The organism is Micromonospora sp. RB23 (genome assembly GCF_053585025.1).
In genome coordinates this window covers 1,818,344-1,843,850 of sequence record NZ_CM132111.1, presented here as the reverse complement: position 1 = coordinate 1,843,850, position 25,507 = coordinate 1,818,344, and the positions used below count along the sequence as shown (strand labels likewise).

Sequence of the window (25,507 nt, the reverse complement as noted above, 5' to 3'; positions counted from 1 at the left end):
CTACTGCTGCCCTCCTGGGCAGAGGAGTCGATCATGCCGCCATTTTATCGGCGTTGCCTGGGACTCCGCTGGGGGTGGGCCGAAGGTGCCGATCGTCCTGTTCAGCCCGGCCGGGACCGGCCGTCGCCGCGCCCGCCGGTCGACTCGCGCCCGGCCAGCTCGTCGGCGTCGAGCAGACCGCGGTCGAGCCGGCCGGACCGGTAGGCGGCCCGGCCGATCATCTGCGCGGCGACCGGAGCGGTGGCCAACTGGAAAACCGCGACCAGCAGGATCATGCCGAGGTCGGCCCGGGACCGCAGCCGCAGCGCGATCCCGAGCAGCAGCAGGAGCACGCCCAGCACCTGGGGCTTGGTGGCCGCGTGCATCCGGGACAGGGCGTCGGGGAAGCGCAGCACACCGATGCCGGCGCACAGCGCGAGCAGCGCGCCGGCGACCAGGCAGGCGGCGCCGAGCCAGTCGGCGATCGTCCCGAGCACGTCCGGCATCAGGACTGCTCCCGTACGGCGAAGCGGACCAGCGAGACCGAGCCGACGAAGCCGAGCAGGGACAGCACCACCAGCACGGGCAGCGTGGTGGCGTGCCGGTTGACCGCCGCCTCCGCGCCGACCGCGCCGACCATGGTGGCGAGCAACATGTCGGCGGCGATCACCCGGTCCAGCAGCGAGGGTCCCCGGTACAGCCGGATCAGCGCGAGCAGCGCCGTCACCGACAGCAGAGCGGTGAGGACGACGGCCAAAAACGTGATCATCGGGAGGTTCCCTTCTCGACGGGACCGGACTCGACGCGGCGCAGCTCGGCCGCGCTGCCGACCGCCCGGACGATCCGCCGTTCGATGTCGAGGGTGCGGTCCCGGGCGAGCGTCAGCTCCGCCGGCCCATGGGTGTCCAGTACGTGCAGGTAGAGCGTCGCGGACTCCCGGTCCACCTCGAGGATCAGCGTGCCGGGCACCAGCGAGACCACTTCGGCGGTGAGCGCCAGGTTCAGGTCCGTACGCACCCGCAACGGGACGGCGATGATCGCGCCGCGCGGCCGGTAGCCCGGTTGCACGGCGATCCGGGCGATGTGCAGGCTCGCGGCGACCAGTTCGACGACGAATCGACCCGCGAACGCCAGCAGCGCCACGGGTCGCAGCCGTCCGCCGAAGGTGACCGACGGCAGGGGGAAGAACAGCAGGACCGCGCCGCCCACCAGCAGACCGCCGATGATGTTCGCCAGATCGATCTCACCCCAGAGCAGGTTCCAGACGAGCACCAGCCAGCCCAGCGCCAGCGTCTGGTCCCGCCAACGTCCGAGCCGACCTCCCCGGGCGGTGTCCGTCGGGGTCGCGCCGCGCGGGCCCGTCACGGCACGCCGCCGGGCAGGACGGCACGCACGTACGGCGTACGCGAGAGCAGGTCGGTGGCCGCGTCGGCGGTGACGTCGAACAGCGGACCGGCCAGCACGGTCAGCGACACCCCCAACGCGACCAGGGCGATGGTGGCGCCGACGGTCAGGGCGGGCAGCCGGACGGTGGGCTCGTCGGTGGCGATCCGGGGCGCCCGCCAGAACGCGATGTTCCACACCCGGGAGGCCACGTACAGGGTGAGCAGGCTGGTGAGCGTCCCGGCCGCCACCAGCGTCGCGGGCAGCGCCCCGCCGGCCGCCACCCCGGCCTGGAGCAGGCCGAGCTTGCCCAGGAAACCGGAGAACGGGGGCACTCCCGCGAGGTTCATCGCCGGAACGAAGAAGAGGACGCCCAGCAGGGGCGCCACCCGGGCCAGCCCGCCGAGGCGGCGCAGGTCCGTGCTGCCGGCGCGCTCCTCGACCAGCCCGGCGACCAGGAACAGGGTGGTCTGGATGGTGATGTGGTGCACCACGTAGAAGATCGCCCCGGCGAGCCCGGCCGCGGTGCTCAACGCCACCCCGAAGATCATGTAGCCGATGTGGCTGACCAGGGTGAACGAGAAGAGCCGCTTCATGTCCGACTGCGCCACCGCGCCGAGGATGCCGACCACCATCGTCAGCCCGGCGACGACCATGAGCAGGCCGTCGACCTGACCGTCAGGAAAGAGCAACGTCTCGGTACGGATGATCGCGTAGACGCCCACCTTGGTGAGCAGCCCCGCGAACACGGCGGTGACCGGGGCCGGGGCGGTGGGGTAGCTGTCCGGCAGCCAGGCCGACAGCGGGAAGACGGCGGCCTTGATCGCGAACGCGAGCAGCAGCACCAGTTGCAGGGTCACGCGGACGTTGTCCGGCAGGTCGTCGAGGCGCTGCGCGAGCTGCGCCATGTTCAGCGTGCCGGTGGCCGCGTACACCAGCCCCACCCCGGTCAGGAAGATCATCGAGGAGAGGACGCTGACCACCACGTACGTCGATCCGGTGCGGATGCGCGTCTCGGTGCCGCCCAGCGTGATCAGCACGAAGCTGGCCGCCAGCAGGATCTCGAAGCCGACGAACAGGTTGAACAGGTCGCCCGCCAGGAACGCGTTGGTGACGCCAGCGGTGAGCACCAGGTAGGTCGGGTGGAAGATGACCACCGGCGCGCTCTCGCTGGTCTCGCTGCGACCCTGGCCGATCGAGTACACCAGCACGCACAGGGTCACCGCCGAGGACACCACCAGCATCAGCGCGGCCAACTGGTCGGCCACCAGCACGATGCCCACCGGTGGCGGCCACCCACCGACCGCGAGCACCACCGGCCCGTGCCGGTACGCCTGCACCAGCAGCACCACCGCGACGGTGAACGTTCCCGCCAGGCAGAGCACGCTGACCGTACGCTGCACCCGGGGACGATCGGCCAGCAGCAGGGTCAGCGCCGCGCCGAGCAGCGGCACCACGACCGGCAGGGGCAGCAGCCGGCTCACGACGCACCGTCCCCGCGGCCGCGTCGCAGTCGGCGGCGGGCCGGCTCCGGATCGACCTGCTCCGGGTCGCTCCCCGGGCCCTCACCGCCGCGGTCGACGGTGCCCACCTCGTGCTGCTCGGCACGGCGGATGATCCGGCGGTCCTCCAGGTCGTCGGGCACCTCGTCGTCGCCGGTGAGATACCAGCTCCGGTACGCCACCGCGAGCAGGAACGCGGTGAACCCGAACGTGATCACGATGGCCGTCAGCACCAGCGCCTGCGCCAACGGATCACTCATCCGGTCCACCGGGCCGGTGCCCACGACCGGGGCGCCACCGGATCGGCCACCCAACAGGATCAGCATGTTGACCCCGTTGCCGAGCAGGATCACGCCGAGCAGGATCCGGGTGAGGCTGCGCTCCAGCAGCAGGATCACGCCACACCCGACGAGCACCGCGACGGCCAGCACCAGCACCAACGTGGGCCCGGCGCCACCCGCCGTCACGGCGCACTCCCCACGCTCGCGGCATCACCTGAGGTTCGCGACTGCGGGGCTCGCAAACCCGGCTCACTCCTCGCGCTCACGGCCGGCCGCCCTTGTCGACGGCCAGAGAGCCGCTCTCCGTAGCGCTGGCCTCGATGTGCCGGTCCACCTCGGCGCCGAGACTGCGCAGGATGTCCAGCAGCAACCCGATCACGATCAGGTACACGCCGATGTCGAAGAAGAGCGACGTGACCAGGTGGACGTCGCCGACCAACGGCAGGGACACGTCGAGCCTCGCGCTCTCCAGCACCGATCCACCCGCCAGCAGCGCCACCGCGCCCGTACCCACCGCCAGGGCCAGCCCCGCCCCGAGGATCAGGCCGGCGCCCACCGGCGCGGCGTCGGTCAGCTCGTACCTGCCGCCGGCCAGGTAGCGGACCACCAGCGCGAGCCCGGCCACCAGGCCGCCCGAGAATCCGCCGCCCGGCGCGTTGTGCCCGGAGAAGAGCAGGAACAGCGAGAACAGCACCACCGTGTGGAAGATCAGCCGGATGATCACCTCGAGCACGATCGAGCGCTGCTCCTCGTACAGGGTCGGGCCGCCCCGTAACCAGACCGGACGGTGGGTCCCCGGCGCCTCGGCGGCGGACTCGGGCCGGCGCGGCCTCGGCCCGGTGCGGGACCTCTCGAAGATCAGGCTGGCCACCCCGGTCGCGGCCACGACCAGCACCGACACCTCACCCATGGTGTCCCAGGCCCGGATGTCGACGAGAGTCACGTTGACCACGTTGCGGCCGTACCCCTCGCCCACGGCGAGGGCCGGGAAGACGGTGGAGATGTCCGGCGCGCGGCGGGCGCCGGCCGCGACCAGCGCGAGTCCGCCCGCCACGACACCCATCGCCACGCCGATCGCCCGACGCGTCCACCGGCTGCGGCGCAGCGGACGGGCCGAGAAACGCTGCGGCAGGCGGCGCAGCACCAGCACGAACACCGCGATGGTCGCGGTCTCCACCAGGAACTGGGTGAGCGCCAGATCCGGCGCCCCGTGCAGGATGAACAGCATGGCGGTGCCGTAGCCGGTGACGCCGACCAGCAGCATCGCGGTCAACCGCCGACGCGCGCCGACCGCGAGCAGCGCGGCCACCGCGACCACCACCACGACCACCGGTTGCAGCGGGTTGTCCCAGAGCGGGAGTCGGGCCCGCCACGGCGCGGCGGCGAGCATCGCCCCACCGGGCAGCAGCACGAGGGTGACCAGAATGATGCCGAGGTACTGCGGCAGGGAACCCCGTTGCGTCGCTCCGGTGACCGCGATCGCGAACCGGTCGAACCGGCCCACGGCCCACTCGTACCCCTGGTTGCCGCCGACCGGCGAGCGGAGCCGGTCCAGCGCGGGGGCGAGCGGCCCGCGCAGCGCGAAGAGCAGGATGCCGCCGGCGAGCGCCAGCACGGACAGACCGAGCGCCGCAGTGGGTCCGGGCCAGAGCGTCAGGTGCGCGTCGAGGCCACCCAACAGCTCGGCGTACGGACTCAGCAGGCCGTCCAGCACGCCGGCGGCGGGACCGGCGAGCAGCCCGACGACGGCCAGCACGGCCGGTGGGAGCAGCATGGACGCGGCGATCGGCACCGGTGGGACCGGTTCGACGCCCGGCCGGTCGGCGAACGCGCCCCACAGGAAGCGGGCGCTGTACGCGACGGTGAGCACCGTTCCGGCGACCAGGCCGGCGAGGAGCACCGGATCGCTGGTGAACGCCGCGAACACCGCCTCCTTGGCCACGAACCCGACGAGCGGCGGTACACCCGCCATCGACGCCGCCGCCAGTACCGCGACCCCGAACAACGGCCGGGACCAGCGGCGCAGCCCGGACAGCTCGCGCAGGTCACGGGTCCCGGCGCCGTGGTCGATGACGCCGACGACCAGGAACAGCGCCGCCTTGAACAGGGCGTGCGCCAGCAGCATCGCCGTACCGGCCAGCGCGGCGTCCGGTGTTCCCGCGCCGGTCACCGCGACCAGCAGGCCCAACTGACTGACCGTCCCGTACGCGAGCAGCAGCTTGAGGTCGGTCTGTCGCAGCGCCGCCCACCCGGCGACGAGCATGCTCGCCACCCCGGCGACCTGGACCACCGGTCGCCACGGGCCGACCGTGGCGAGCACCGGCGCGAGCAGCCCGACCAGGTAGACGCCGGCCTTGACCATGGCGGCCGCGTGCAGGTACGCGCTGACCGGGGTGGGCGCCGCCATCGCCACCGGCAGCCAGGAGCTGAACGGGAGCACCGCCGACTTGGACAGCGCTCCGGCCAGGATCAGCAGCACCGCCGTGACGAGGTAGCCACCGCCGGGCAGCGGGTGGGTGGCGATCTCGGACCAGCGGTAGCTGCCGGCGTGCTCGCCGAGCAGGATGAACCCGACCAGCATGGCGAGCCCGCCCAGCGTGGTGACGGTCAGCGCCTGCGCCGCCGCCCAGCGGCTGGACCGGCGTTCCGTGCTGTGCCCGATCAGCAGGTACGAGAAGATCGTGGTCAGCTCCCAGCCGACGTAGAGCAGCAGCAGGTCGTCGGCGAACACCAGGACGAGCATCGCGCCGGCGAAGGCGACCAGGACGGCGGCGAACTGGGCCATCCCGGGCGAGCCGGCGTCGAAGTACCGGGCGCTGTAGACCAGCACCAGCGCGCCGACGCCGCCGACCAGCAGGGTCATGAGCCAGGACAGCGTGGTGAGGCGCAGCGCGATGTCGAGGCCCAACTGCCCGATCCACGGGTACGTCTCGACCACCGCGCCGCCGTGCCCGACGGCCGGGGTACGGGCCAGCGCCCACCCGAACGCGGCGGCCGGCGCGAGCGCCAGCGGATAGCACGCGCGCGGACCCCACCACCGGACGAGAAGCGGCGCGACGAGGGCCGCCACGAGGTGGAGGATGAGCAGTACCAGCACTCGCGCTCCCGATCGAGGTGGCCGACACCCGTACAGCGGTCGGTGTCTCCAGCGATCAGACGCCAGATCCACGCCCACCGGGCAGTTTTGCCGGAATTGCTCCGATATAGGGCGCGATGTGCGATCCGCGGGGCTGGGCGGGGTGTCGGTCAGCGCAGGAGGGCGTCACCGACGGGCAGCGCGTCGTCCAGGTCCTGGTGACCCCGGCGCAGGTCGGCCAGGAGGTCGACGCGGCCGAGTTGACGGGCGACCTTGGCGACGACCCGCTCCGCGACGGCGAGGGACCGCATCGAGAGCAACCGGCCCCGGCTCTCCCGGCGCAGCACGAAGTAGTGCACGGCGACGCGGACCTGACCCCGGTCGGCGGCGCTGGCCTGGGCGGTGGAGACGACCAGCTCCCGCAGGCAGCTGGCGAGACGCTCGGCGAGCTCCAGCTCGGGGCCGTGCAGACCGCCGCGGAGGGCGGCGAGGTGGCTGTCGACCTTGCGGATCAGCACATCGGTGCCGGGCTCGACGTGTCGCGGCTCGCCGGTCATCCGATCCCTCCCCACCCGATTCGCGTTGCGGGTGAAGTTACTTTATGTTGCTCCTCACAAGCAAGCAGTTAAGTGAGACTTAACGTATTAAAGGTGCATCGGGCGCAATTTCCACGCGGCGTGGCACAGTCCACCCTGCGTCGTTCGTTGTTGTCGTACCGGCGGGGCACGATGGACCGGTGAGCGGGGCAGACGCGGGCAAGGGCGAGGTGTTGGACGGGTTCGGTCCCGCCACCCGCGCCTGGTTCGACGCCGCCTTCGCCGCCCCCACCGCCGCGCAGACCGGCGCCTGGCGATCGGTCTCGGCCGGCCGTAACGCCCTGGTCGTGGCGCCCACCGGCTCCGGCAAGACGCTCGCGGCCTTCCTGTGGTCGCTGGACCGGCTGGCCCGCGAGCCCGCGCCGGCCGAGGCACGGCAGCGGTGCCGCGTGCTCTACGTCAGCCCGCTCAAGGCCCTCGCCGTCGACGTCGAACGCAACCTCCGCGCGCCGCTGGCCGGCATCCGGCAGGCGGCGACCCGCCTCGGCGTCCCGCCACCCGACATCACCGTCGGAATGCGCACCGGTGACACGCCGGCCGACGAGCGACGGGCCTTCGCCCGCACCCCACCCGACATCCTCATCACCACGCCCGAATCACTGTTCCTGCTGCTCACCTCTGCCGCTCGGGACTCGCTGCGCGGCGTCCAGACGGTGATCGTCGACGAGGTCCACGCGGTGGCCGGCAGCAAGCGCGGGGCCCACCTCGCCCTCTCCCTGGAACGCCTCGACGAGCTGCTGCCCACGCCGGCACAACGGATCGGCCTCTCCGCCACCGTCCGGCCGATCGACGCCTGCGCCCGGTTCCTCGGCGGCGCCCGACCGGTCGACGTCGTGCAGCCACGCACCGCGAAGACCATCGAGGTCAGCGTGCAGGTGCCGGTGGAGGACATGACCCGGCTCGACGAGCAGGAACAGCCACCCGAGGACGCCCTCGGCGGGCCCGGGCCGCGCCGTGCCTCGATCTGGCCGGCCGTCGAGGAGCGGGTCTTCTCGCTGATCGGGCAGCACCGCTCCACCATCGTCTTCACCAACTCCCGCCGCAGCGCCGAGCGCCTGTGCGCGCGGCTCAACGAGCTGGCCGCCGAGGAGGTGGCCACCGCCGCCGTCGCCTCCGCGTCGGGCGAGGGCGCGATGGTCGTACCCCCGGGGTTGTCGGCGGGCGACGAGCCGGCGGCCGACGGCGACCCGGCGTCCGGCGCGCAGCGGTGGGGTGGGCCGGCCGGTCCGGCGCGCAACCGGCCGCCGGCCGAGGTGATGGCGCAGTCCGGCGCGGCGGCCGGAGCCGCGCCGGTCATCGCCCGCGCCCACCACGGCAGCGTCTCGCGGGAGGAGCGCAAACACATCGAGGAGGCGCTCAAGTCCGGCCAGCTCCCCGCGGTGGTGGCGACCTCCAGCCTGGAGCTGGGCATCGACATGGGCGCGGTCGACCTGGTGGTGCAGATCGAGGCCCCACCGAGCGTCGCCGCCGGCCTGCAACGCGTCGGCCGGGCCGGGCACCAGGTGGGAGCGGTGTCCCGCGGGGTGGTCTTCCCGAAGCACCGGGGTGACCTGCTGTCCTGCGCCGTGGTGGCCGAGCGGATGACCGACGGCGCGATCGAGGAGCTGCACTACCCGCGCAACCCGCTGGACGTGCTGGCCCAGCAGATCGTCGCCATGGTGGCCCTGGAGCCGTGGCAGGTGGGCGATCTGGCCGTGCTGGTCCGACGGGCCGCACCCTTCGCCGAGCTGCCCGACTCCGCGCTGCACGCCGTACTGGACATGCTCTCCGGTCGCTACCCGTCCACGGCGTTCGCCGAGCTGCGTCCCCGCCTGGTCTGGGATCGGGCCAGCGACCAGCTCACCGGCCGCCCCGGCGCGCAGCGGTTGGCGGTGACCAGCGGCGGCACGATCCCGGACCGGGGTCTGTTCGGGGTCTTCCTCGCCGGCGCGGAGCGGGCCGCCCGCGTCGGCGAGCTGGACGAGGAGATGGTCTACGAGTCGCGCGTCGGCGACGTCTTCCTGCTCGGCTCGTCCTCGTGGCGCATCGAGGAGATCACCCCCGACCGGGTGCTGGTCTCCCCCGCGCCCGGTCAGGCCGCGCGGATGCCGTTCTGGAAGGGCGACCAGCTCGGCCGCCCGGTAGAGCTGGGCCGGGCCATCGGCGCGCGGGTCCGCGCCCTGCTGCGGCAGAGCGACGAGGCGGCGCTGGCCACGCTGCGCGAGGGCGGCCTGGACGACTGGGCCGCCACCAACCTGATGGCCTACCTGCGCGACCAGCGGGAGGCCACCCGCTCCCTGCCCGACGACCGCACGGTCGTGGTCGAGCGCTTCCGCGACGAGCTGGGCGACTGGCGACTCGCCGTGCACAGCGTCCTCGGCGCGCGCGTCAACGGGCCGTGGGCCCTGGCCGTGGGCCGCCGGCTGGCCGAGCGGTACGGCGTGGACGCCCAGGTCATGCCCTCGGACGACGGAATCGTGGTGCGCCTTCCGGACACCGCCGACGAGCCACCCGGCGCCGACGTTGTCGTCTTCGAGCCCGACGAGATCGCCCAGCTCGTGCAGGAGTCGGTCGGCACCTCGGCGCTCTTCGCCGCCCGGTTCCGGGAGTGCGCCGCCCGGTCGCTGCTGCTGCCCCGCCGCGACCCGCGCCGCCGCCAGCCGCTCTGGCAGCAGCGGCAACGCGCCGCGCAACTGCTCGACGTCGCCCGCGAGTACGCCGACTTCCCGGTCACCCTGGAGGCCGCCCGGGAGTGCCTGCAGGACGTCTTCGACCAACCGGCGCTGGCCGAGCTGATGCGCGACCTGGCGGCCCGCAAGGTCCGTCTGGTCGAGGTGGAGACCAGCGCGCCGTCGCCGTTCGCCCGGTCGCTGCTCTTCGGCTATGTGGGCGCGTTCCTGTACGAGGGTGACGCCCCGCTCGCCGAGCGCCGGGCCGCCGCACTGGCCCTGGACTCCACGCTCCTCGGCGAGCTGCTCGGCCGGGTCGACCTGCGTGAGCTGCTGGATCCGGAGGTGCTCGCCGAGACCGACCGGCAACTGCGCTGGCTGACCGAGCAGCGCCGTCCGCGCGACGCGGAGGACGTGGTCGAGCTGCTGCGGGTACTGGGCGACCTGAGCGACGTCGAGCTGACCGAGCGGGGCGTGCCGGAGGGTTGGCTGACCGAGCTGGAGGCCGCCCGCCGGGTGCTGCGGGTACGGATCGCCGGCGAGCAGCGCTGGGTGGGCATCGAGGACGCCGCCCGGCTGCGCGACGCGCTCGGCGTGGCGCTGCCCGTCGGGGTGGCCGAGGCGTACCTCGCCCCGGTGGCCGACCCGCTGGGCGACCTGGTGGCCCGGTACGCCCGCACCCACGGCCCGTTCGCCGCCGCGACCTGTGCGGCCCGCTTCGGGCTCGGCGTCTTCGTGGTCGAGCAGGCGCTGCGCCGCCTCGCCGCCACCGGCCGCGTCGTGTCCGGTGAGTTCACGCCCGACACGGCCGGCGCCCAGTGGTGCGACGCCGAGGTGCTGCGGATGCTGCGCCGCCGCTCGCTCGCGGCGCTGCGCCGGGAGATCGAGCCGGTGCCGCCTCGGGCCCTCGCCACGTTCCTGCCCCGCTGGCAGCAGGTCGGCTCGTCCGCTCGAGGCGTCGAGGCGCTCGCGGCCACCGTGGAGCAGTTGCAGGGCGCCGCGGTTCCCGCGTCCGCGCTGGAACGGCTGGTGCTGCCCGGCCGGGTCGCCGACTACTCCCCCGCCCAGCTCGACGAACTGTGTGCCAGCGGCGAGGTGCTCTGGGCCGGATCGGGGGCGATCTCCGGCGGCGACGGCTGGGTCACCCTGGCGTACGCGGACGCCGCGCCGCTGCTGCTCCCGCCGCCCGACGAGGCGTTGACACGTACGCCGCTGCACGACGCGGTGCTCGACGCGCTCGGCGACGGGCAGGCGCTGTTCTTCCGCGCGCTGGCCGACCGGGTCGGCGCCACCGACGATGCCGCGCTGACCGGTGTCATCTGGGACCTGGTCTGGGCCGGGCACCTCACCAACGACACGCTCGCCCCACTGCGGGCGGTGCTGGGGGCGGGTGGGGCGCACCGGTCGCGCCCGTCCGCGCCGCGCACCCGCTACCGGCGGCCCGGCCGCGTGGCGCTGCCCACCCGCAGCGGCCCACCGACCGTCGCCGGCCGCTGGTCGCGGCTCCCGGACCGGGATCTCGACCCGACCAGGCGGGCCGCCGCCCTCGCCGACGTCCTGCTGGAACGGCACGGGGTCGTCACCCGGGGCGCGGTCATGGCCGAGCAGGTGGTCGGCGGGTTCTCGGCGGTCTACCCGGTGCTGTCGGCGCTGGAGGAGCGGGGCGCGGCCCGCCGGGGCTACTTCGTCGAGGGCCTCGGCGCGGCGCAGTTCGCGGTGCCCGGCGCGGTGGACCGGCTGCGTGCCCTGGCGGAGCCCGCCGACGGCACGCGAGGTCGTGGCGGGCCGGCCACCGTCCTGGCGGCCACCGATCCCGCCAACCCGTACGGTGCGGCGCTCCCCTGGCCGGACCGCGTCGTCGACTCCGGCGACGGGGCCACCACCGCGACCGGACACCGGGCCGGCCGCAAGGCCGGCGCCCTGGTGGTGCAGGTCAGCGGTGATCTGGTCCTGTACGTGGAACGCGGTGGCCGGACGCTGCTCTCCTTCACCGACGACACCGAGACGCTCGCGGCGGCCGGCAAGGCGCTCGCCGACGCCGTCCACTCCGGAGCGTTGGGCGCCATGTCGGTCGAGCGGGCCGACGGTGAGGCGGTGCACTCGTCGCCACTGCGGGACGCGCTGACCGCCGCCGGCTTCCGGGCCACCCCGCGCGGCCTGCGCCTACGCGGCTGACCGACCGGCGCCCGGCCCCCCGTGCGCGTCACCGGCTCCCTGGGTGACGGTCATTGGCGTGGCTGACCCGCTCTCGCGCGGCACCCGCACGCGATCCGGCAGCTCTCCCGACGCGCTCGACGTGGAAAGCGACCAGCCGGAGCGCGAGGTGCCAGGGGCCGGCGACCACCGTTGTGGCGTTGATGCCGGTGAGTCATCAAGATGACTCACCGGCATCACAACCACAACGGTCATGCCCCTCCGCAGCCGCCTGACGGACAGCGGCGCAACCGGAACAGCTGGGCGGCGCAGCAGCGCGACAGCTCAGCGGAGGCTGTTGAGGGTCTTCTCGTAGCGGAGGCGGTCGGCTGTCGGCGTCTTCGCCTCGAGGTAGTTGAGCACCACGGCGCCGCGCCGGTACGACTGACCGCCCCACGTCTCGGCGATGTCGGCGGCGCTGGTCTCGTCGGGGAACACGTAGACGGTGACGCCGTCGGTGGCGACGATCTCGGAGCAGCCCAGCCCGAGACCGTCCGGACCACAGTCCACCGAGCGGTCCTTCGGGCGCGCGACCCGCAGACCGGCGGCCCTGAACGCGTCGACGACCTGCCGGGCGCTGGGCGCGCCCGCCGGGCGCTGGGGCAGCACCACCGGCGGCGGACTCGCCGGCCGGCGTTCCACCGGTCCCTGCGGCGGCACCGACGGCACGATGGACGGCGCGGCGGACCGTGGTGGCGGCGGTGCGACCGAGTCGGTGCGGGACGGAACCACCGACGGATTCGGCACGCTCGGCAGCCCGGTGGGCTGGACGGTCGAGGACGAGACACCGGGGGCGGCACTCGACGGCTCGGCGTCGTCACCCCGGCCACAGCCGGCGATCACGGCAGCGGCGACCAGCAGGACCCCGACGGCGGGCAGGCTCCGAAGTGTCACAGGCGCAGTCTGCCCAACCACGCGGGGCGGCGCGAGGGGCCGGTCGGCCACCGCGCTGTCCGCTATCCGCCACTCGGATCAGCCGCTTGCCGGGTCGCCCGCACCGCTGCGGCCTGCTCCGGCCGCCCCCCGCCAGCGCCCGCCGCCGAAAGATCCGCGCAACATCAGGGTTGTTGCTGCCTCCCGCCCGCCGCAGGCAGCAACAACAGGGAAGCTGCGCGGATCTTGCCGCCGCGCGGGGGGCGCGGGGGGCGCGGAGGGCGCGCGGAGGGCGCGGGCGTTAGCCTGCGGGGGTGTCCGGCACACCGTGGATCTCGCTGACCACCGACTACGGCCTCGACGACGGCTTCGTGGCGGCCTGCCACGGCGTGATCGCCCGGATCGCGCCCACCGCCCGGGTCATCGACGTGACGCATCTGGTGCCGCCGGCGGACGTCCGGCGCGGTGCCGCCGTGCTGGCGCAGACCGTGCCGTACCTGCCGGTGGGCGTGCACGTGGCGGTGGTCGATCCGGGCGTCGGCACCGCCCGACGGGGCATCGCGCTGGCCACCCCGGGAGGTCTGCTGGTCGGTCCGGACAACGGGTTGCTGCCCGACGCGGCCACCGCGCTCGGCGGGGTGAGCGCCGCCGTGGAGCTGACCGAGCCGCGCTGGCTGGCGGCCCGGGTGTCCGGCACGTTCCACGGCCGGGACGTCTTCGCCCCGGTGGCGGCACGGCTGGCGCTCGGGGCACCGCTGGCCGAGGCGGGTCCGGCGGTCGACCCGGACGGACTGGTCCGGCTGCCGGTGCCGGTCGTGACCCGCGACGCCGACGGCTTCACCGCCGAGGTGTTGACCGTCGACCACTTCGGCAACGTGCAACTGGCCGCGCCGGGCGAGGTGCTCGGTGCGCTCGCGGCCACCGTCCGGGTCGGCCCGCCCGCCCCGGCACCGTCCCACCCGGCGGTACGCGGACGGACGTTCGGCGACGCGCCGCACCAGGCCCTGGTGGTGTACGTCGACTCGGCCGACCTGGTGGCGGTGGCGGTCAACGGCGGTCGGGCCGTGGACGTCCTCGGCGTACGCCCGGGTGACCTCCTGCGGGTGGCCGGGTGACATTCGACTGTGGAATGCTGCCCCGGTGGGTGAACCGGTGGGTGAACACGTAGTTCCCGTGGGCTGTCCCTGTTGTGCCTCTCGGACCGGTGGCGGGACCTGCCCGGTCTGTTTCTGGACCGACGACGGTCAGAGCGACGCCGACGCCGACGCGGTGCGGGGCGGCGCCAACGGCGACCTGAGCCTGACGCACGCCCGGCTCAACTTCGCCGTTTACGGAGCGAGTCACCCGCGCTACCAGGACATGGTGCGCCCCGCCCGCCCCGACGAGCGCCCCTGACGCGGCGCCCGCCGAGGCGAGGTCGTCTCAGCAGACCGGTACGGTGCCGCCGTAGACGGTGGAGACGTACGCGTGGCTGACGTACTGCCCGGTGGCCAGGCGGTTCCACCTCGTGGTGGTGCGGTACGGGCCGGCGACCGACTGGCCGGTGACGTAGCACTGGACCGGCACGTTGGCGAACCGCGCGGCGAGGCCACGGATCGCGTACGAGGTGCTGGGCCCGGTGCGGATGTTGAGCGGGCCGTCACCCACCACGGCGCGCGGCCCGCCGCCGGTCCACAGGTACGCGACGTCCACCCAGGCGTTGGTGGTGAGTTGCAGACCGTCCCAGAAGGTGCCGTCGGCAAGGTCGACTCCGGCAGGGTTGAGCACGGTACGCCCAAACTGGTCCCGCCCACCGTTGTAGCCGGACTGGTAGGCGGCCTGCGCCTCGGGGCGGCCCTGCAGCAGGTTCTTCCAGTTCTCGCGTACGGCGGACGGGTTCCAGTAGTCGTCGCGGGTGTTCCACGGGCCGACGTCCCAGACCGGGGCGTACTCGCAGCGCGCGCCCGTCGTGGTGCAGACCCGCACGGTGTAGTCGCCGGTGTTGAGCGGCGAGAGGCCCCGGCGCGACGGTAGCGCCACGAAATGGTCGCGCGGCTGCACGGTGCGGCCGTTGGCGGTCAGCTCGCCGACCAGGCCGATCCGGGTGGCGTACACCCGGTAGGTGAGGCCGGGTGTGGCGGCGGAGACGGCGGCCGTCGCGTCGGCGGTGAGCTGGACGCCGCGTACCGTCGCGGTGGCCCCGCCGGTCCGCGCGGTCAGCACCACCCGGGTCTGCACGCGGCTGACCGGCCGGTCGAAGACCGCGCCGGCGGTGGCGGCCCGCCACTCGGTCCAGCCGTTGAGCCGCCACCCGCGCACCTGCGCCTCCGCGCTCGCACCGGCGGGGACGTCGGCGTTGATCTCGGCGCGGACCCGGGTGGCCGGGCGGGCGAGGGTGCGTGGGGTGCTGAGGAGCATGCCTTCGGCGAGCGCGCTGTGCGGGCTGCGAGGGCTGCGCCCGCTCGGGCGGACCTCGCGCAGCCGGAGTCCGGTGGCGGTACGGCGGACGTTGACGTCATCGGAGTCGACGACCGACAGGTCGGCGCTCCACCGTTCGGTGGCGGGCGCGGCGGCGGTCAGGGTCAGCGAGCCGGCGGTCGCCGACGTGGTGGTCGGGACGGCGCTGGCGACGGGCACGAGGGCTGCGGTGAGCGCGAGAGCGAGGATGGCGGCGAGGGCGGCGGGTCGGATACGACAATGGCGTCGTCTCATGGGCATTCTCCTCAGAACTCCCTGACCATTGCATGTCCGGAGATCATGAGGAACCTGGCTACAAATAGCGACACATGCGAATCTTGCTCGAAAGAGGGAGGATGGCAGCGTGCCCGAAGGTGACACCGTCTGGAACACCGCCCGCGTGCTGCACCGCGCGCTGGCCGGCGCGCGGCTGGTCGGCTCCGACTTCCGGGTGCCCCGGCTGGCCACCACCGACCTCACCGGCTGGACCGTCCGCGAATCGGCCAGTCGGGGCAAGCACCTGCTGCTCCGCCTCGCCGCCCCGGACGACGCGCCGTGGACGCTGCACTCCCACCTGCGGATGGACGGCGCCTGGCGGGCGTACGCGCCGGGGGAACGGTGGAACGGGCGACCCGCACACCTGATCCGGGTGGTGCTGCGCAGCCCCGGCGCGGTGGCGGTGGGCTACCACCTGCACGAGCTGGCCCTGGTGTCCACCGCCGAGGAGGACGCCCTGGTGGGCCACCTCGGGCCGGACCTGCTCGGCCCCGACTGGGACGCTGCCGAGGCGGTTCACCGCCTCGCCGCACATCCGGAACAGACCATCGGCGAAGCCCTGCTCGACCAGCGCAACCTGGCCGGGGTGGGCAACCTCTACAAGTGCGAGGTGCTGTTCCTGCGGGGCGTGTCACCGTGGACGCCCGTGCGGTCGGTGCCCGACCTGCCGGGCATGGTCGCCCTCGCGCAGCGCCTGCTGGCCGCCAACCGTGGACGCTGGACACAGAGCACCACCGGCTCGCTGCACCGGGGGCAGACCAGCTACGTGTACGGCCGCCGCGCCCAGCCGTGCCGTCGCTGCGGCACCGCCATCGCCAAGGACGAGCTGGGCGAACGGGTCACCTACTGGTGCCCGGTCTGCCAGCCGGAGCGACCGGAGACCCCGCCGCCGGGCTGACCGGGCGTTGTGGATCGAGGTCATCCCAGATACGGACGATTGGGTAATTCCTAACCGGCCCCTCGACGTCGCATGCTGCGGTTGGGTGCTCACCGCCTGTCAGCAGAGTGCCGAGGGCCGCCACGCCGGGGTGGCGTTCCTCGTGCCCCGACCCCGGGGAGAGTCATGGCGATCTTCCGCAGACTCCGCTCCACCTTCTTCTACCGGACCGCCCCTGACGGCCTCGGCCGGACAGCGTCCGTCCCGACCGCGCGTACGGCCGAGGAGGCCGCGCCCACGGCGAGCCTGGACCCGTCCGCCGAGCCGCGCTGCTTCGGACCGGTGCCGAACGTCGCGTACAGTCCCCGCCCGACGCGTGACCCCGACGGCCGGCTGGTGCCGGGCAGCGGCCTGCGCAAGTTCGTCGACGCGCTGCCCGTACCCGACGACGAGGCGCTGCCGGTGGCGGTGCCCGACACGATCAGCTACCCGGGCTGCGACTACTACGAGATCGGGCTCCAGGAGTACGCGCAACGCCTGCACCGGGATCTGCCGGCGACCCGGCTGCGCGGCTACCGGCAGCTCAACCTGGGCACCGACCCGTCGGGCCACAACACGGTGGCGCCACCGGAGCGGCCCTGGCACCTCGGCCCGATGATCCGCGCCCGGCGGGGCCGACCGGTCCGGGTGAAGTTCATCAACCAGCTCCCCACCGGCCGGGCCGGCGAGTTGTTCCTGCCGGTCGACGAGACGGTCGAGGGGGCCGGTCTCGGGCCGCTGGACGGCCCGGCGCCGTACCCGCAGAACCGGGCGGTGCTGCACCTGGCGGGAGCGCAGACCGGCTGGACCAGCGCGGGCAACCCGGGACACTGGATCACCCCGGCCGGGGAGATCACCCCGTACCCGACCGGGACCGGCCTCACGCCCGTGCCGGACATGCCGGCGCCCGGCGTCGGCGCCACCACGCTCTACTTCCCCAACGAGCAGAGCGGCCGGCTGCTGTGGTTCCACGACAACACCCTCGGGCTGGCCCGACTCACCGTCTACGGCGGGCAGCTCGCGCCGTACCTTCTCACCGACCCGGTCGAGGACGAACTCGTCGCCGAGGGCGTGCTGCCGGCCGAGCAGGTGCCCCTGGTGATCGAGGACAAGACCTTCGTACCGGACGACACGCAACTGGCCGCCGAGGACCCGACCTGGGACCGGGAGCGCTGGGGCGCTCGGGGCAGCCTGTGGTACCCCCACGTCTACCAGCCCCGGCAGAACCCGTACCGGTCCGGCGGGCGCAACCCCACCGGCCGGTGGGACTACGGCCCCTGGTCGCGCAGTCCGGCGCCGGACGGCGGTCGGGACGACAGCGGACCCACCGTCGACGGTTGGCCGATGGCCGAGCGGATCGCCGGCGAGCCACCGCTGACCGGTCCGGGGCCGGTGCCGAACCCGCACCACGACCCCGTCGGCGGTTGCGCCGAGCCACCGCTGCGCCCCGGGGTGCCGCACCCCTCCGCGGTGCCCGCGGCGTACGGCGACACCCCGCTGGTCAACGGTGTCGCGTACCCGTACCTGCGGGTGCGCCCCGCGGTGTACCGGCTGCGCGTCCTCAACGCCTGCCTGGACCGCAGCCTCAACCTTCAGCTCTACCGGGCCTGCTCGGACGCGCCGATGTGGGCCGACGACGGCAGCCTGGCCGATGCGGACGCCGGGGAGGTGCCGATGGTGCCCGCCGTGCGGTCGGCGGAGCGACCGGCCGGCTGGCCCAGCGACGGGCGCGACGGCGGGGTGCCGGACCCACGGGCCGCCGGCCCGGAGTTCGTCCAGATCGGCAACGAGGCCGGGCTGCTGCCCGCCCCGGTGGTGCTGCCGAACCGGCCGATCGGCTACCGGTACGACCGGCTCGACCCGACCGTGCTGAACGTCGACGGACATACGCTGCTGCTCGCCCCGGGTGAGGGGGCCGACGTACTCGTCGACTTCTCCAGCGTGCCGCCGGGCAGCACGCTCATCCTCTACAACGACGCCCCGGCGCCGCTGCCCGGCTTCGACCCACGCTACGACCAGCACACCGACGCGCCGGACCGCACGGCCGAGGGCGGCCCGCCGCCAACCGAGCCGGGGTACGGCCCGAACACCCGTACCCTGCTGCAGTTCCGGGTGACCGGGACGCCCGAGGGTCCGTACGACCTGGACCGGCTGCGGGAGCGGCTGCCGGTGGCGTACGCGGCCAGCCAGCGCCCGCCGATCGTGCCGCAGCCGGCGTACGACACGGCGTTCGGCAGCCGCACCACGGCCGAGACGGTCGTCTCGGCGCACGCCGACACGGTGACGTTCACGCCGCCGGCGGGTACCGGCCCGGTGACCCTGCCGATCGAGGTCAAGGCCGCGCAGCAGGTCTTCGAGCCCGGTCACGGCCGACTGGCCGGGCGGCTCGGGGTGGGTCACCCGCACACCGGACCGCTCGCCCCGGCGACCCTGCCGCTCGGGCCGACCGATCCGGTGACCGAGGTGCTGTTCGCCGCCGACCCGGCCACACCGGTGGGCGCGCCGACCGACGGCACGCAGCTCTGGCGGATCAGCGGCAACGTACGGCAGACCGAGCCGCTGCGCTTCGGTGGCTGCGACGTGCAGATCGTCAACCGGGTCGGCTGGGACGGCACGCAGCGGCCCCCGCACCCGGCGGAGCTGGGCTGGAAGCAGGTCGTCCGGGTCAACCCCCGTGAGGACGTGGTGGTGGCGCTCCGCCCGGTCGCCCCGGCCCTGCCGTTCAAGCTGGGTGACAGCGTGCGGCTGCTCGACCCGGGCCGTCCGGCCGGGACGCGGACCGGGTCGACGCCGGTCAGCCCGACCGACGGGCGGCCCGCCGTGGTGGTCAACCAGATGGTCAACCTGGGTTGGGAGTACCGCTGGCACAGCCAACTCGCCGGCCACCGCGACCTGGGCATGAGCCGGCCGCTGGTGCTGCGGGTGACGCCGCGTGCGCCCACCGGGCTGACCGCCACGCCGGTGCCCGGCTCGGCCACCGCCCTACCGGCGATCGCCCTGGCCTGGACCGGCAACGGCGGACGTCCGCCCGCGACGAGTCACCTGCTGCAACGGGCCACCGATGGGTCCTTCGGGGGCGACGTCACCACGATCACCGTCGCGGCGACCGCCACCCGCTACACGGACGCCACGGTCACCCCCGGCGTCACGTACCACTACCGCATCCGGGCGGAGAACGAGGTGAGCTACTCGTCCTGGTCGAACAGCGTCCCCGCCTCGGTGCACCTCGCCGCGCCGGGCGGTCTGATCGCGGCGATCCCGCCCGCCGCGCCGCTGCGGGTGGCGCTGCGCTGGACGAACCGGTCCTTCGCCACCGGCATCGACGTGCAGCGGGCCACCAACCCGACCTTCACCAGCGGGCCGGGGACCACGGCGATCGGGGTCGGCGACAACCATCTGGACACCACGGCCGCCCCGGACACCACGTACTACTACCGGGTCCGCACCACGTACCTGGGTGCCGCCTCGGCCTGGTCGACGGTGGCCGCGGCGAGCACCCCGCCCGCGCCGAGCACTCCCAGCGAGGTCAACGCGACCGCGAGCGCGCCGGGTCCGGACACCGCCACCGTGGTGCTGGGCTGGGCGGCGAACACGCCGTTCGGTCCGGGGTCCGGGTTCATCGTGCAGCGGGCGCTGGACCCGGCGTTCGCCCACGAGGTGGCGACCTTCACGGTCACCGGTCGCGGCTTCACCAACACGGGCCTGGCCCGGGGTGTGACCTACCACTACCGGATCCGGTCGTTCAACGTCGTGGGCAGCTCGCCGTACACCGGTCCGATCCCGGTCACGACGCCACCGTAACGGGCCGGCGTGGCGGGTGGGGTGCGGCTCAGCGGGTGGGCGCGCGTAGGCCGGCGCCGCCGGCGCGCAGCTCGGCCAGGGCCGAGGCCACGCCGTGCAGGAGGTCGGTGGCCTCGGTGAGCCGGTCGGCGGCCGGGTGGGTGGGTTCCGGGCGGGAGTCCTCGGCGAGGTAGCCGGCGGCCGCGACCACCAGCCGCTCGTACGCCGCCACCCCGCTCTCCAGCTGCGCGGTCAACGCGGTGTGCGCGTCGGCCAGCGGGGCCCGGGCGTCGGTCGGCGCGAGCCGCAGGGCCCGTTCGACGCTGGCCACCCGGTTGGCGAGTTCCCGCAACGACCGGTCGGCGGCGGTGGCCTCCAGCACTGCCGGCTCGGCCAGCCCGGTGAGCCGGGGCGCCATCCCGGCCAGGGTGAGCGAGGCACGGTCCAGTCGCGCCCACTGCTGCCCGGCGGTGGTGCCGCGCAGCGCGACCCGGCTGCGCACCCGGCGTACCTCGGCCAGCACGCCCGAGCCGACCGGCAGTCGCTCGACGGCGGCCACCAGCCGGGCCCGGGACCGGGCGGCGGCCTCGGCCGGGTCCAACGCCGGGGGCGCGGGCTGGGCGGCCAACGCCCGCAGGTCGATCCAGCGCCAGGCGGCCAACGCCACCGCGCTGCCCGCGGCGCCGGCCCAGGCCGCGTCCGGCAGACCGAGCCCGGCGTACGGCGTCAGCACCGCCGCGGCCCCGCCGAGCCCACCGGCCAGTACGCTCCACCGCCGGGCGGACCGGCGCAGCCGGCCCAGTTGACGGAAGTAACGCGTCCGCTCGTCTGCCACCGGAAATCCCCCTCGGACCGGTCGTTCAGCCGGCGGCGGTCGGGTCGCCGGTGCCCCGCTCGCGGGCCATGCTGGCGCGCAGCTCGTCCAGGCGGGCGGCGGCGGCCGGGTCGCTGCCCGGGCCGGCCTGCTCGGCCTGCGGGACCGCCGGGCGCTGCGCCGTGCCGCCGAGCTGCTCCCCCGCCATGCTGGAACGGATCTGCTCCAGCCGCGCCGAGCCCGCCGAGTCGATGGTCGCCTTCTGGATTTCCAGCATCCGACCCTCGACGGAGTTGCCGGCCAGCTCGGCGCGGCCCATGGCGTTGGCGTACCGCCGTTCGATGCGGTCCCGCACCTCGTCCAGGGACGGGGTGGTGCCGGGCGCCGTCAGCGTCGACATCGACTCCAACGAGCGGGCCACGGTCTCCTGCATCTTGGCCTGCTCGAGCTGGCTGAGCAGCTTGGTGCGCTCGGCGAGCTTCTGCTGAAGGATCATCGAGTTGTTCTCGACGGCGCGGCGGGCCTGCGCGGCCGCGCCGAGCGCCTGGTCGTGCAGGGTCTTCAGGTCCTCGGTGGCCTGCTCGGCGGAGACCAGCTGGGTGGCCAGAGCCTGCGCGGACTGCTCGAACCGCGCCGCCTCGGCCTCGTCGCCCTTGGCACGCGCCTGGTCGGACAGCACCAGGGCCTGCCGGGCGTTGCCCTGGAGCCGCTCGACCTCGGACATCTGCCGGGACAGCTTCATCTCCAGCTGACGCTGGTTGCCGATGACGGCCGCCGCCTGCTGGACCAGCGCCTGGTGCTGCCGCTGGGCATCCTCGATGGCCTGCTGGATCTGCACCTTGGGGTCGGCGTGCTCGTCGATCTTCGCGCCGAAGAGCGCCATCAGGTAGTTCCAGCCCTTGACGAACGGGTTCGCCATTTCCGCGGTATCCCCTCAGTAGCGTCGCTCCACCGCGATCGGGCCGGACTGCGCCGACCGACCGCGACCCGGCCGGTCTCCATCGTCCCAGCCGAACGCCAGCGCGGCATCCGTACCGGGTGCACGACGGGCACCGTCGGCTCCTGCGGCAACCCTACGCGGCCGGGGCCACGTCGCCCACGGACAACGGACGCACGGGGCTCAGGCGGCGCAGACCACGTCCCGGTCGCGTTCGGTGGGCCGGACCCGCGTGCTGCGCAGCGTCGCCCGCAGCGGGGAGTCCTGCCGGACCGACACGGCGACCTTGCCGTCGGAGGTGACCTGACGGACGCCCCGGTTGGCGGCCTTGCGCACGGCGGCCGGCGCGACGGGCGCGGCCCCGGCCGGCTCGTCCTGCATGCCGACGAGCACTCCGGCGGGCATCTGCTCGGCGAGCGCCACGGTGTCGCTCACCTCGCGCAGCAGTTCGGAAAGGCGGGCGCCGAGCGCGTCACAGATCGCGGCCAGCAGCTCGCTGGACGGCTCCTTGTGCCCCCGCTCGATCTCGGAGAGGTAACCGAGGCTGACGTTGGCGGCGGTGGACACCTCACGCAGTGTGCGCTGCTGTCCCTGCCGGCGCGCCCGCAGTGCGTCACCGATCACGCGGCGTAGCAGGACCATCGCACCTCCCCCTGAGGGATACCTCACGCCCGGCGTCGGACAGCCGGTCGCGGCGGACCGCGCCGACTCCGAGCGTCGGAGCCTTCCCGCAACCGTACCCGCTGCGCGCCCCGGCGACATCCCACCCCGCCCGTCGGATCCTGGCGGGACGGCTCACCGACGCCCCGCGCCGGCCGTCCCCAGACCGTCCCGGGCGTCGTCGCGGGCCGATCCCGCGTCGTCTCCGGTGGCCTGCCCGGCGGTGTCAGCGCCGGCAGAGGCGGTCGCGCCAGCGGCGGTGTCCGCGCCGGCGGGGGCGGCCGCGTCCGCCGGCTCCCGGCCGTCGCGGGCGGCCTCGTCGGCGGCGTGGATGTGTTCGGCGAGCAGTCGCAGCGCCTCGATCACGGCGGCCGAGCGTACGTGGTCCCGGCCGCCGTCGAGGTCGAGTTCGCGCACCTCGACGCCGGTCGGGCCGGCGACCGCGACGTAGACCAGGCCGACGGGCTTGCCGTCCTGCGGTTCCGGGCCGGCGACACCCGTGGTGGCGAGCCCCCAGTCCGCTTCGCAACGCCGCCGACCGCCCTCGGCGAGCGCCGCCGCCACGTCGGGGTCGACCGGTCCGCGTGCGGCCAGCAGATCTGCCGGTACGTCGGCCAGCGTGGCCTTCAGTTCGGTGGCGTAGACGACCAGCCCGCCCCGGTAGATCCCACTGACCCCGGCGATCTCCACGATCGACGCGGCGAGCAGCCCGCCGGTGAGCGATTCGACGGTGGCGAGGGTCTCGTGCCGCTGCGACAGGCTGTGCACGACACCCGCCGCCGCGCTACCCGTCGCGTTCTCTTCCCGCTGCATGATCCCGTCCTTCCCCGGCCGCCGATCCCCAACCCTCCCGGCCGGACCCCGTCGATCATGAAGTTAGCGCCCCGACACGCCGGGCCGAGGGGCGATAACTTCATGATCGCCGCACCTCAGGGGGCCGGGTCAGGGGCGGGGGCGGCGGAGGCGGAGGGCCTGGAGGATGTAGTCGAAGCCTGTCGCCACCGTGACCAGGACGGCGGCGCCCATGATCCAGGGGCCGACGGCGGCGAGGGCGGCCGGCATCGGCCAGAGGTACCAGGCGATGGCCAGGATCTGGAGCGCAGTCTTGATCTTTCCGCCGCGGCTGGCCGCGATCACGCCGTGCCGGATCACCCAGAACCGCAGGCCGGTGATGCCCAGCTCGCGGACGAGGATCAGCGCCGTCACCCACCAGGGCAGCCGGTCGTACCAGGAGAGCAGCACCAGGGCCGCGCCCGTGAGCGCCTTGTCGGCGATCGGGTCGGCCACCTTGCCGACCGAGGTGACCAGCCCGAACCGGCGGGCGATCCAGCCGTCCACCAGGTCGGTCGCCGAGGCCACCGCGAAGATCAGGCAGGCTGCCATCCGCCAGCCCGTGTGGGTCATCTCCGACACGATCACCGAGGCGGCGAAGACCGGCACCAGCACCAGCCGCAGCGCGGTCAGGGCGTTGGCCGCGTTGAGCACGGGCACCCGCGCGACCACCCGGGCCGGCGTCGACTCCGTCGCTTCGGTCACCGTCTCGCTCCGCTCGGGCCGCCGTGGCGTTCCCGGCACCGCAACACCTGGCTCCCCCGCTCCGTCCGGGCCCGCCGTCACCGTGCCGCGCCGGGCGCCGCCGAGATCATCTCATCCGGCACCGCGAGCAGATCCACCCCTTCGGTGCCGGTCACCGTGGCCCGTACCAGGTCACCCGGGCGCAACGCGGCCAGGTCCACCCCGCCGTCGACCGGCGCGACCAGGGTGGTCGATCCGTCCACCTCCGGCGCCTGGTGCGCGGCCCGGCCCTCCACCACGCCGTCCACGATCGCGTCGACGAGCACCTCGACGGTCGAGCCGAGCCGGTCCTCGGCCCGCTGGGAGCAGAGCTCGTCGGCGAGCGCGCTGAGCCGGTCGTACCGCCGCTTGATGGTGGCGGCGGAGACCTTGCCGGGCAGCCCGGCGGCCTCGGTGCCGTCCTCGTCGCTGTAGTCGAACATGCCGATCGCGTCGAGCCGGGCCTCGGTCAGGAAGCGGACCAGCTCGTCGACGTCGGCGCGGGTCTCGCCGGGGAAGCCGACGATGAAGTTGCTGCGCGCGCCCGCCTCCGGCGCCAGCGCCCGGGCGCTGGCCAGCAGTTCCAGGAACCGGTCGGTGGAGCCGAAACGCCGCATCCGGCGCAGCACGGGCTCGCTGGAGTGCTGGAACGACAGGTCGAAGTACGGGGCCACACCGGGCGTACCGGCGATCGCCTCGACCAGCCCGGGCCGCGTCTCGGCCGGCTGGAGGTAGCTCACCCGCACCCGGACGATGCCCGACACCCTGGCGAGCTGCGGCAGCAGCTTCTCCAGCGCACGCGGGTCGCCGAGGTCCTTGCCGTACGAGGTGGAGTTCTCGCTGACCAGCACCAGCTCCCGTACGCCGGTCTTGGCCAACCACTCCGCCTCGGCGAGCAGCTCGTCCGGGGTGCGCGAGACGAACGCCCCACGGAACGCCGGAATGGCACAGAACGCGCAGCGCCGGTCGCAGCCGCTGGCCAGCTTCAACGAGGCGACCGGGCCGGTGTCCAGTCGACGGCGCAACACCTGACGCAGGTGCGCGGGGGTGTGCTCGTCGGCGTCGACGGTGGCGCGCGCCACGGTGCCGTGCCCGGGCAGGGACACACCGCTGTCCCGGCGCTTCACCGGCGTCAGCGGCAGCAACTCGCGGCGGTCGCGCGGGGTGTGCGCGGTGACCTGTTCACCGGCGACCACGGCGTTGAGCCGGGCGGCGATGTCCGGGTAGTCGTCGAAGCTCAGCACCGCCTGCGCCTCGGGCAGACTGTCGGCCAGCTCCTTGCCGTACCGCTCGGCCATGCAGCCCGCGGCCACCACCTTGGCGCCCGTCCCGGCGGCGGCGAGCAGCGTCTGGATCGAATCCTGCTTGGCCTTCTCCACGAAGCCGCAGGTGTTCACGACCACCACGTCGGCGCCCTCGCCGTCGGTGCTCACCTGCCAGCCGTCGGCGTGCAGCCGGGCGGCCAGCTCCTCCGAGTCGACCTCGTTACGGGCGCAGCCCAGGGTGAGCAGGGCGACGCGACGGCCCTCGGCGTTGTCGGAAGCGGAAGGAGAGGTGGCAGACACCATCCGAGGGTACCGGGCCGCTCGCGGTAGCCCACGCA

Annotated in this window: 19 protein-coding genes and 1 pseudogene; 5 read left to right on the top strand and 15 right to left on the bottom strand. The window is 74.1% G+C overall.

The window, feature by feature from the left end:
* Positions 1–101 precede the first annotated feature (101 nt).
* From mnhG to ACTFTM_RS08495, 7 genes are all read right to left on the bottom strand, one after another.
* Positions 102–485 (bottom strand): monovalent cation/H(+) antiporter subunit G, encoded by a 384-nt coding sequence (mnhG, locus tag ACTFTM_RS08525; RefSeq protein ID WP_449565277.1) that lies wholly within the window; start codon positions 483–485, stop codon positions 102–104.
* Entirely contained in the window at positions 485–748 is a 264-nt protein-coding gene (locus ACTFTM_RS08520) for a monovalent cation/H+ antiporter complex subunit F (RefSeq protein ID WP_449565276.1), read from the bottom strand. Before ACTFTM_RS08520 ends, mnhG begins: the two co-directional genes overlap by 1 nt.
* Complete coding sequence (locus ACTFTM_RS08515; protein WP_449565275.1) at positions 745–1,344, bottom strand: Na+/H+ antiporter subunit E; 600 nt, start codon at positions 1,342–1,344, stop codon at positions 745–747. Before ACTFTM_RS08515 ends, ACTFTM_RS08520 begins: the two co-directional genes overlap by 4 nt.
* On the bottom strand, positions 1,341–2,846 hold the full coding sequence (locus ACTFTM_RS08510; RefSeq protein WP_449565274.1) for a Na+/H+ antiporter subunit D: 1,506 nt from the start codon (positions 2,844–2,846) through the stop codon (positions 1,341–1,343). Before ACTFTM_RS08510 ends, ACTFTM_RS08515 begins: the two co-directional genes overlap by 4 nt.
* On the bottom strand, positions 2,843–3,331 hold the full coding sequence (locus tag ACTFTM_RS08505) for a Na(+)/H(+) antiporter subunit C (RefSeq protein ID WP_449565273.1): 489 nt from the start codon (positions 3,329–3,331) through the stop codon (positions 2,843–2,845). Before ACTFTM_RS08505 ends, ACTFTM_RS08510 begins: the two co-directional genes overlap by 4 nt.
* Before the next feature lie 76 nt (positions 3,332–3,407).
* On the bottom strand, positions 3,408–6,242 hold the full coding sequence (locus ACTFTM_RS08500) for a Na+/H+ antiporter subunit A (protein ID WP_449565272.1): 2,835 nt from the start codon (positions 6,240–6,242) through the stop codon (positions 3,408–3,410).
* 149 nt (positions 6,243–6,391) lie between these two features.
* Positions 6,392–6,778: a hypothetical protein gene (locus ACTFTM_RS08495; RefSeq protein ID WP_449565271.1), complete on the bottom strand. Its 387-nt coding sequence runs from the start codon at positions 6,776–6,778 to the stop codon at positions 6,392–6,394.
* A 179-nt stretch (positions 6,779–6,957) separates the two neighbouring features.
* Between ACTFTM_RS08495 and ACTFTM_RS08490 the strand changes: the two genes are divergently transcribed.
* Positions 6,958–11,640: an Lhr family helicase gene (locus ACTFTM_RS08490; RefSeq protein WP_449565270.1), complete on the top strand. Its 4,683-nt coding sequence runs from the start codon at positions 6,958–6,960 to the stop codon at positions 11,638–11,640.
* 303 nt (positions 11,641–11,943) lie between these two features.
* Here ACTFTM_RS08490 and ACTFTM_RS08485 read toward each other — a convergent pair whose 3' ends face one another.
* Positions 11,944–12,552 carry a hypothetical protein gene (locus ACTFTM_RS08485; RefSeq protein ID WP_449565269.1) on the bottom strand — a complete coding sequence of 203 codons (609 nt, stop codon included), beginning with the start codon at positions 12,550–12,552 and terminating at the stop codon, positions 11,944–11,946.
* Between the two features lie 293 nt (positions 12,553–12,845).
* Between ACTFTM_RS08485 and ACTFTM_RS08480 the strand changes: the two genes are divergently transcribed.
* Positions 12,846–13,646, top strand: coding sequence for an SAM hydrolase/SAM-dependent halogenase family protein (locus ACTFTM_RS08480; RefSeq protein ID WP_449565268.1), 801 nt, complete (start codon positions 12,846–12,848; stop codon positions 13,644–13,646).
* A gap of 37 nt (positions 13,647–13,683) precedes the next feature.
* Complete coding sequence (locus ACTFTM_RS08475) at positions 13,684–13,926, top strand: CPCC family cysteine-rich protein (protein ID WP_449565267.1); 243 nt, start codon at positions 13,684–13,686, stop codon at positions 13,924–13,926.
* Positions 13,927–13,953: 27 nt separating this feature from the next.
* On the opposite strand, the gene ACTFTM_RS08470 is transcribed toward ACTFTM_RS08475, so the two are convergent.
* The gene (locus tag ACTFTM_RS08470; protein ID WP_449565266.1) at positions 13,954–15,222 is read right to left on the bottom strand and encodes a hypothetical protein; all 1,269 of its coding nucleotides are present in this window, start codon (positions 15,220–15,222) and stop codon (positions 13,954–13,956) included.
* 109 nt (positions 15,223–15,331) lie between these two features.
* Here ACTFTM_RS08470 and ACTFTM_RS08465 point away from each other — a divergent pair, with 109 nt between their 5' ends.
* Both ACTFTM_RS08465 and ACTFTM_RS08460 read left to right on the top strand, forming a co-directional pair.
* Entirely contained in the window at positions 15,332–16,141 is an 810-nt protein-coding gene (locus tag ACTFTM_RS08465; protein WP_449565265.1) for a DNA-formamidopyrimidine glycosylase family protein, read from the top strand.
* Between the two features lie 165 nt (positions 16,142–16,306).
* A complete protein-coding gene (locus ACTFTM_RS08460) occupies positions 16,307–19,960 on the top strand; it encodes a hypothetical protein (RefSeq protein ID WP_449565264.1) in 3,654 nt (1,217 codons plus the stop codon).
* A 28-nt stretch (positions 19,961–19,988) separates the two neighbouring features.
* Here the strand turns inward: ACTFTM_RS08460 and pspM are convergent, their stop codons facing one another.
* The 6 genes and pseudogenes from pspM to rimO all read right to left on the bottom strand — a co-directional run bounded on the left by pspM (position 19,989) and on the right by rimO (position 25,472).
* Entirely contained in the window at positions 19,989–20,774 is a 786-nt protein-coding gene (pspM, locus tag ACTFTM_RS08455; protein ID WP_449565263.1) for a phage shock envelope stress response protein PspM, read from the bottom strand.
* 25 nt (positions 20,775–20,799) lie between these two features.
* On the bottom strand, positions 20,800–21,672 hold the full coding sequence (locus ACTFTM_RS08450; protein WP_449565262.1) for a PspA/IM30 family protein: 873 nt from the start codon (positions 21,670–21,672) through the stop codon (positions 20,800–20,802).
* A gap of 201 nt (positions 21,673–21,873) precedes the next feature.
* Entirely contained in the window at positions 21,874–22,332 is a 459-nt protein-coding gene (locus ACTFTM_RS08445) for a helix-turn-helix domain-containing protein (RefSeq protein WP_449565261.1), read from the bottom strand.
* Positions 22,333–22,650: 318 nt separating this feature from the next.
* Positions 22,651–23,163: pseudogene (locus ACTFTM_RS08440) on the bottom strand (CinA family protein); the annotation flags it as partial.
* Between the two features lie 129 nt (positions 23,164–23,292).
* Positions 23,293–23,886 carry a CDP-diacylglycerol--glycerol-3-phosphate 3-phosphatidyltransferase gene (gene pgsA / locus ACTFTM_RS08435; RefSeq protein WP_449565260.1) on the bottom strand — a complete coding sequence of 198 codons (594 nt, stop codon included), beginning with the start codon at positions 23,884–23,886 and terminating at the stop codon, positions 23,293–23,295.
* Positions 23,887–23,963: 77 nt separating this feature from the next.
* Positions 23,964–25,472, bottom strand: coding sequence for a 30S ribosomal protein S12 methylthiotransferase RimO (rimO, locus tag ACTFTM_RS08430; RefSeq protein ID WP_449565259.1), 1,509 nt, complete (start codon positions 25,470–25,472; stop codon positions 23,964–23,966).
* Positions 25,473–25,507 lie beyond the last annotated feature (35 nt).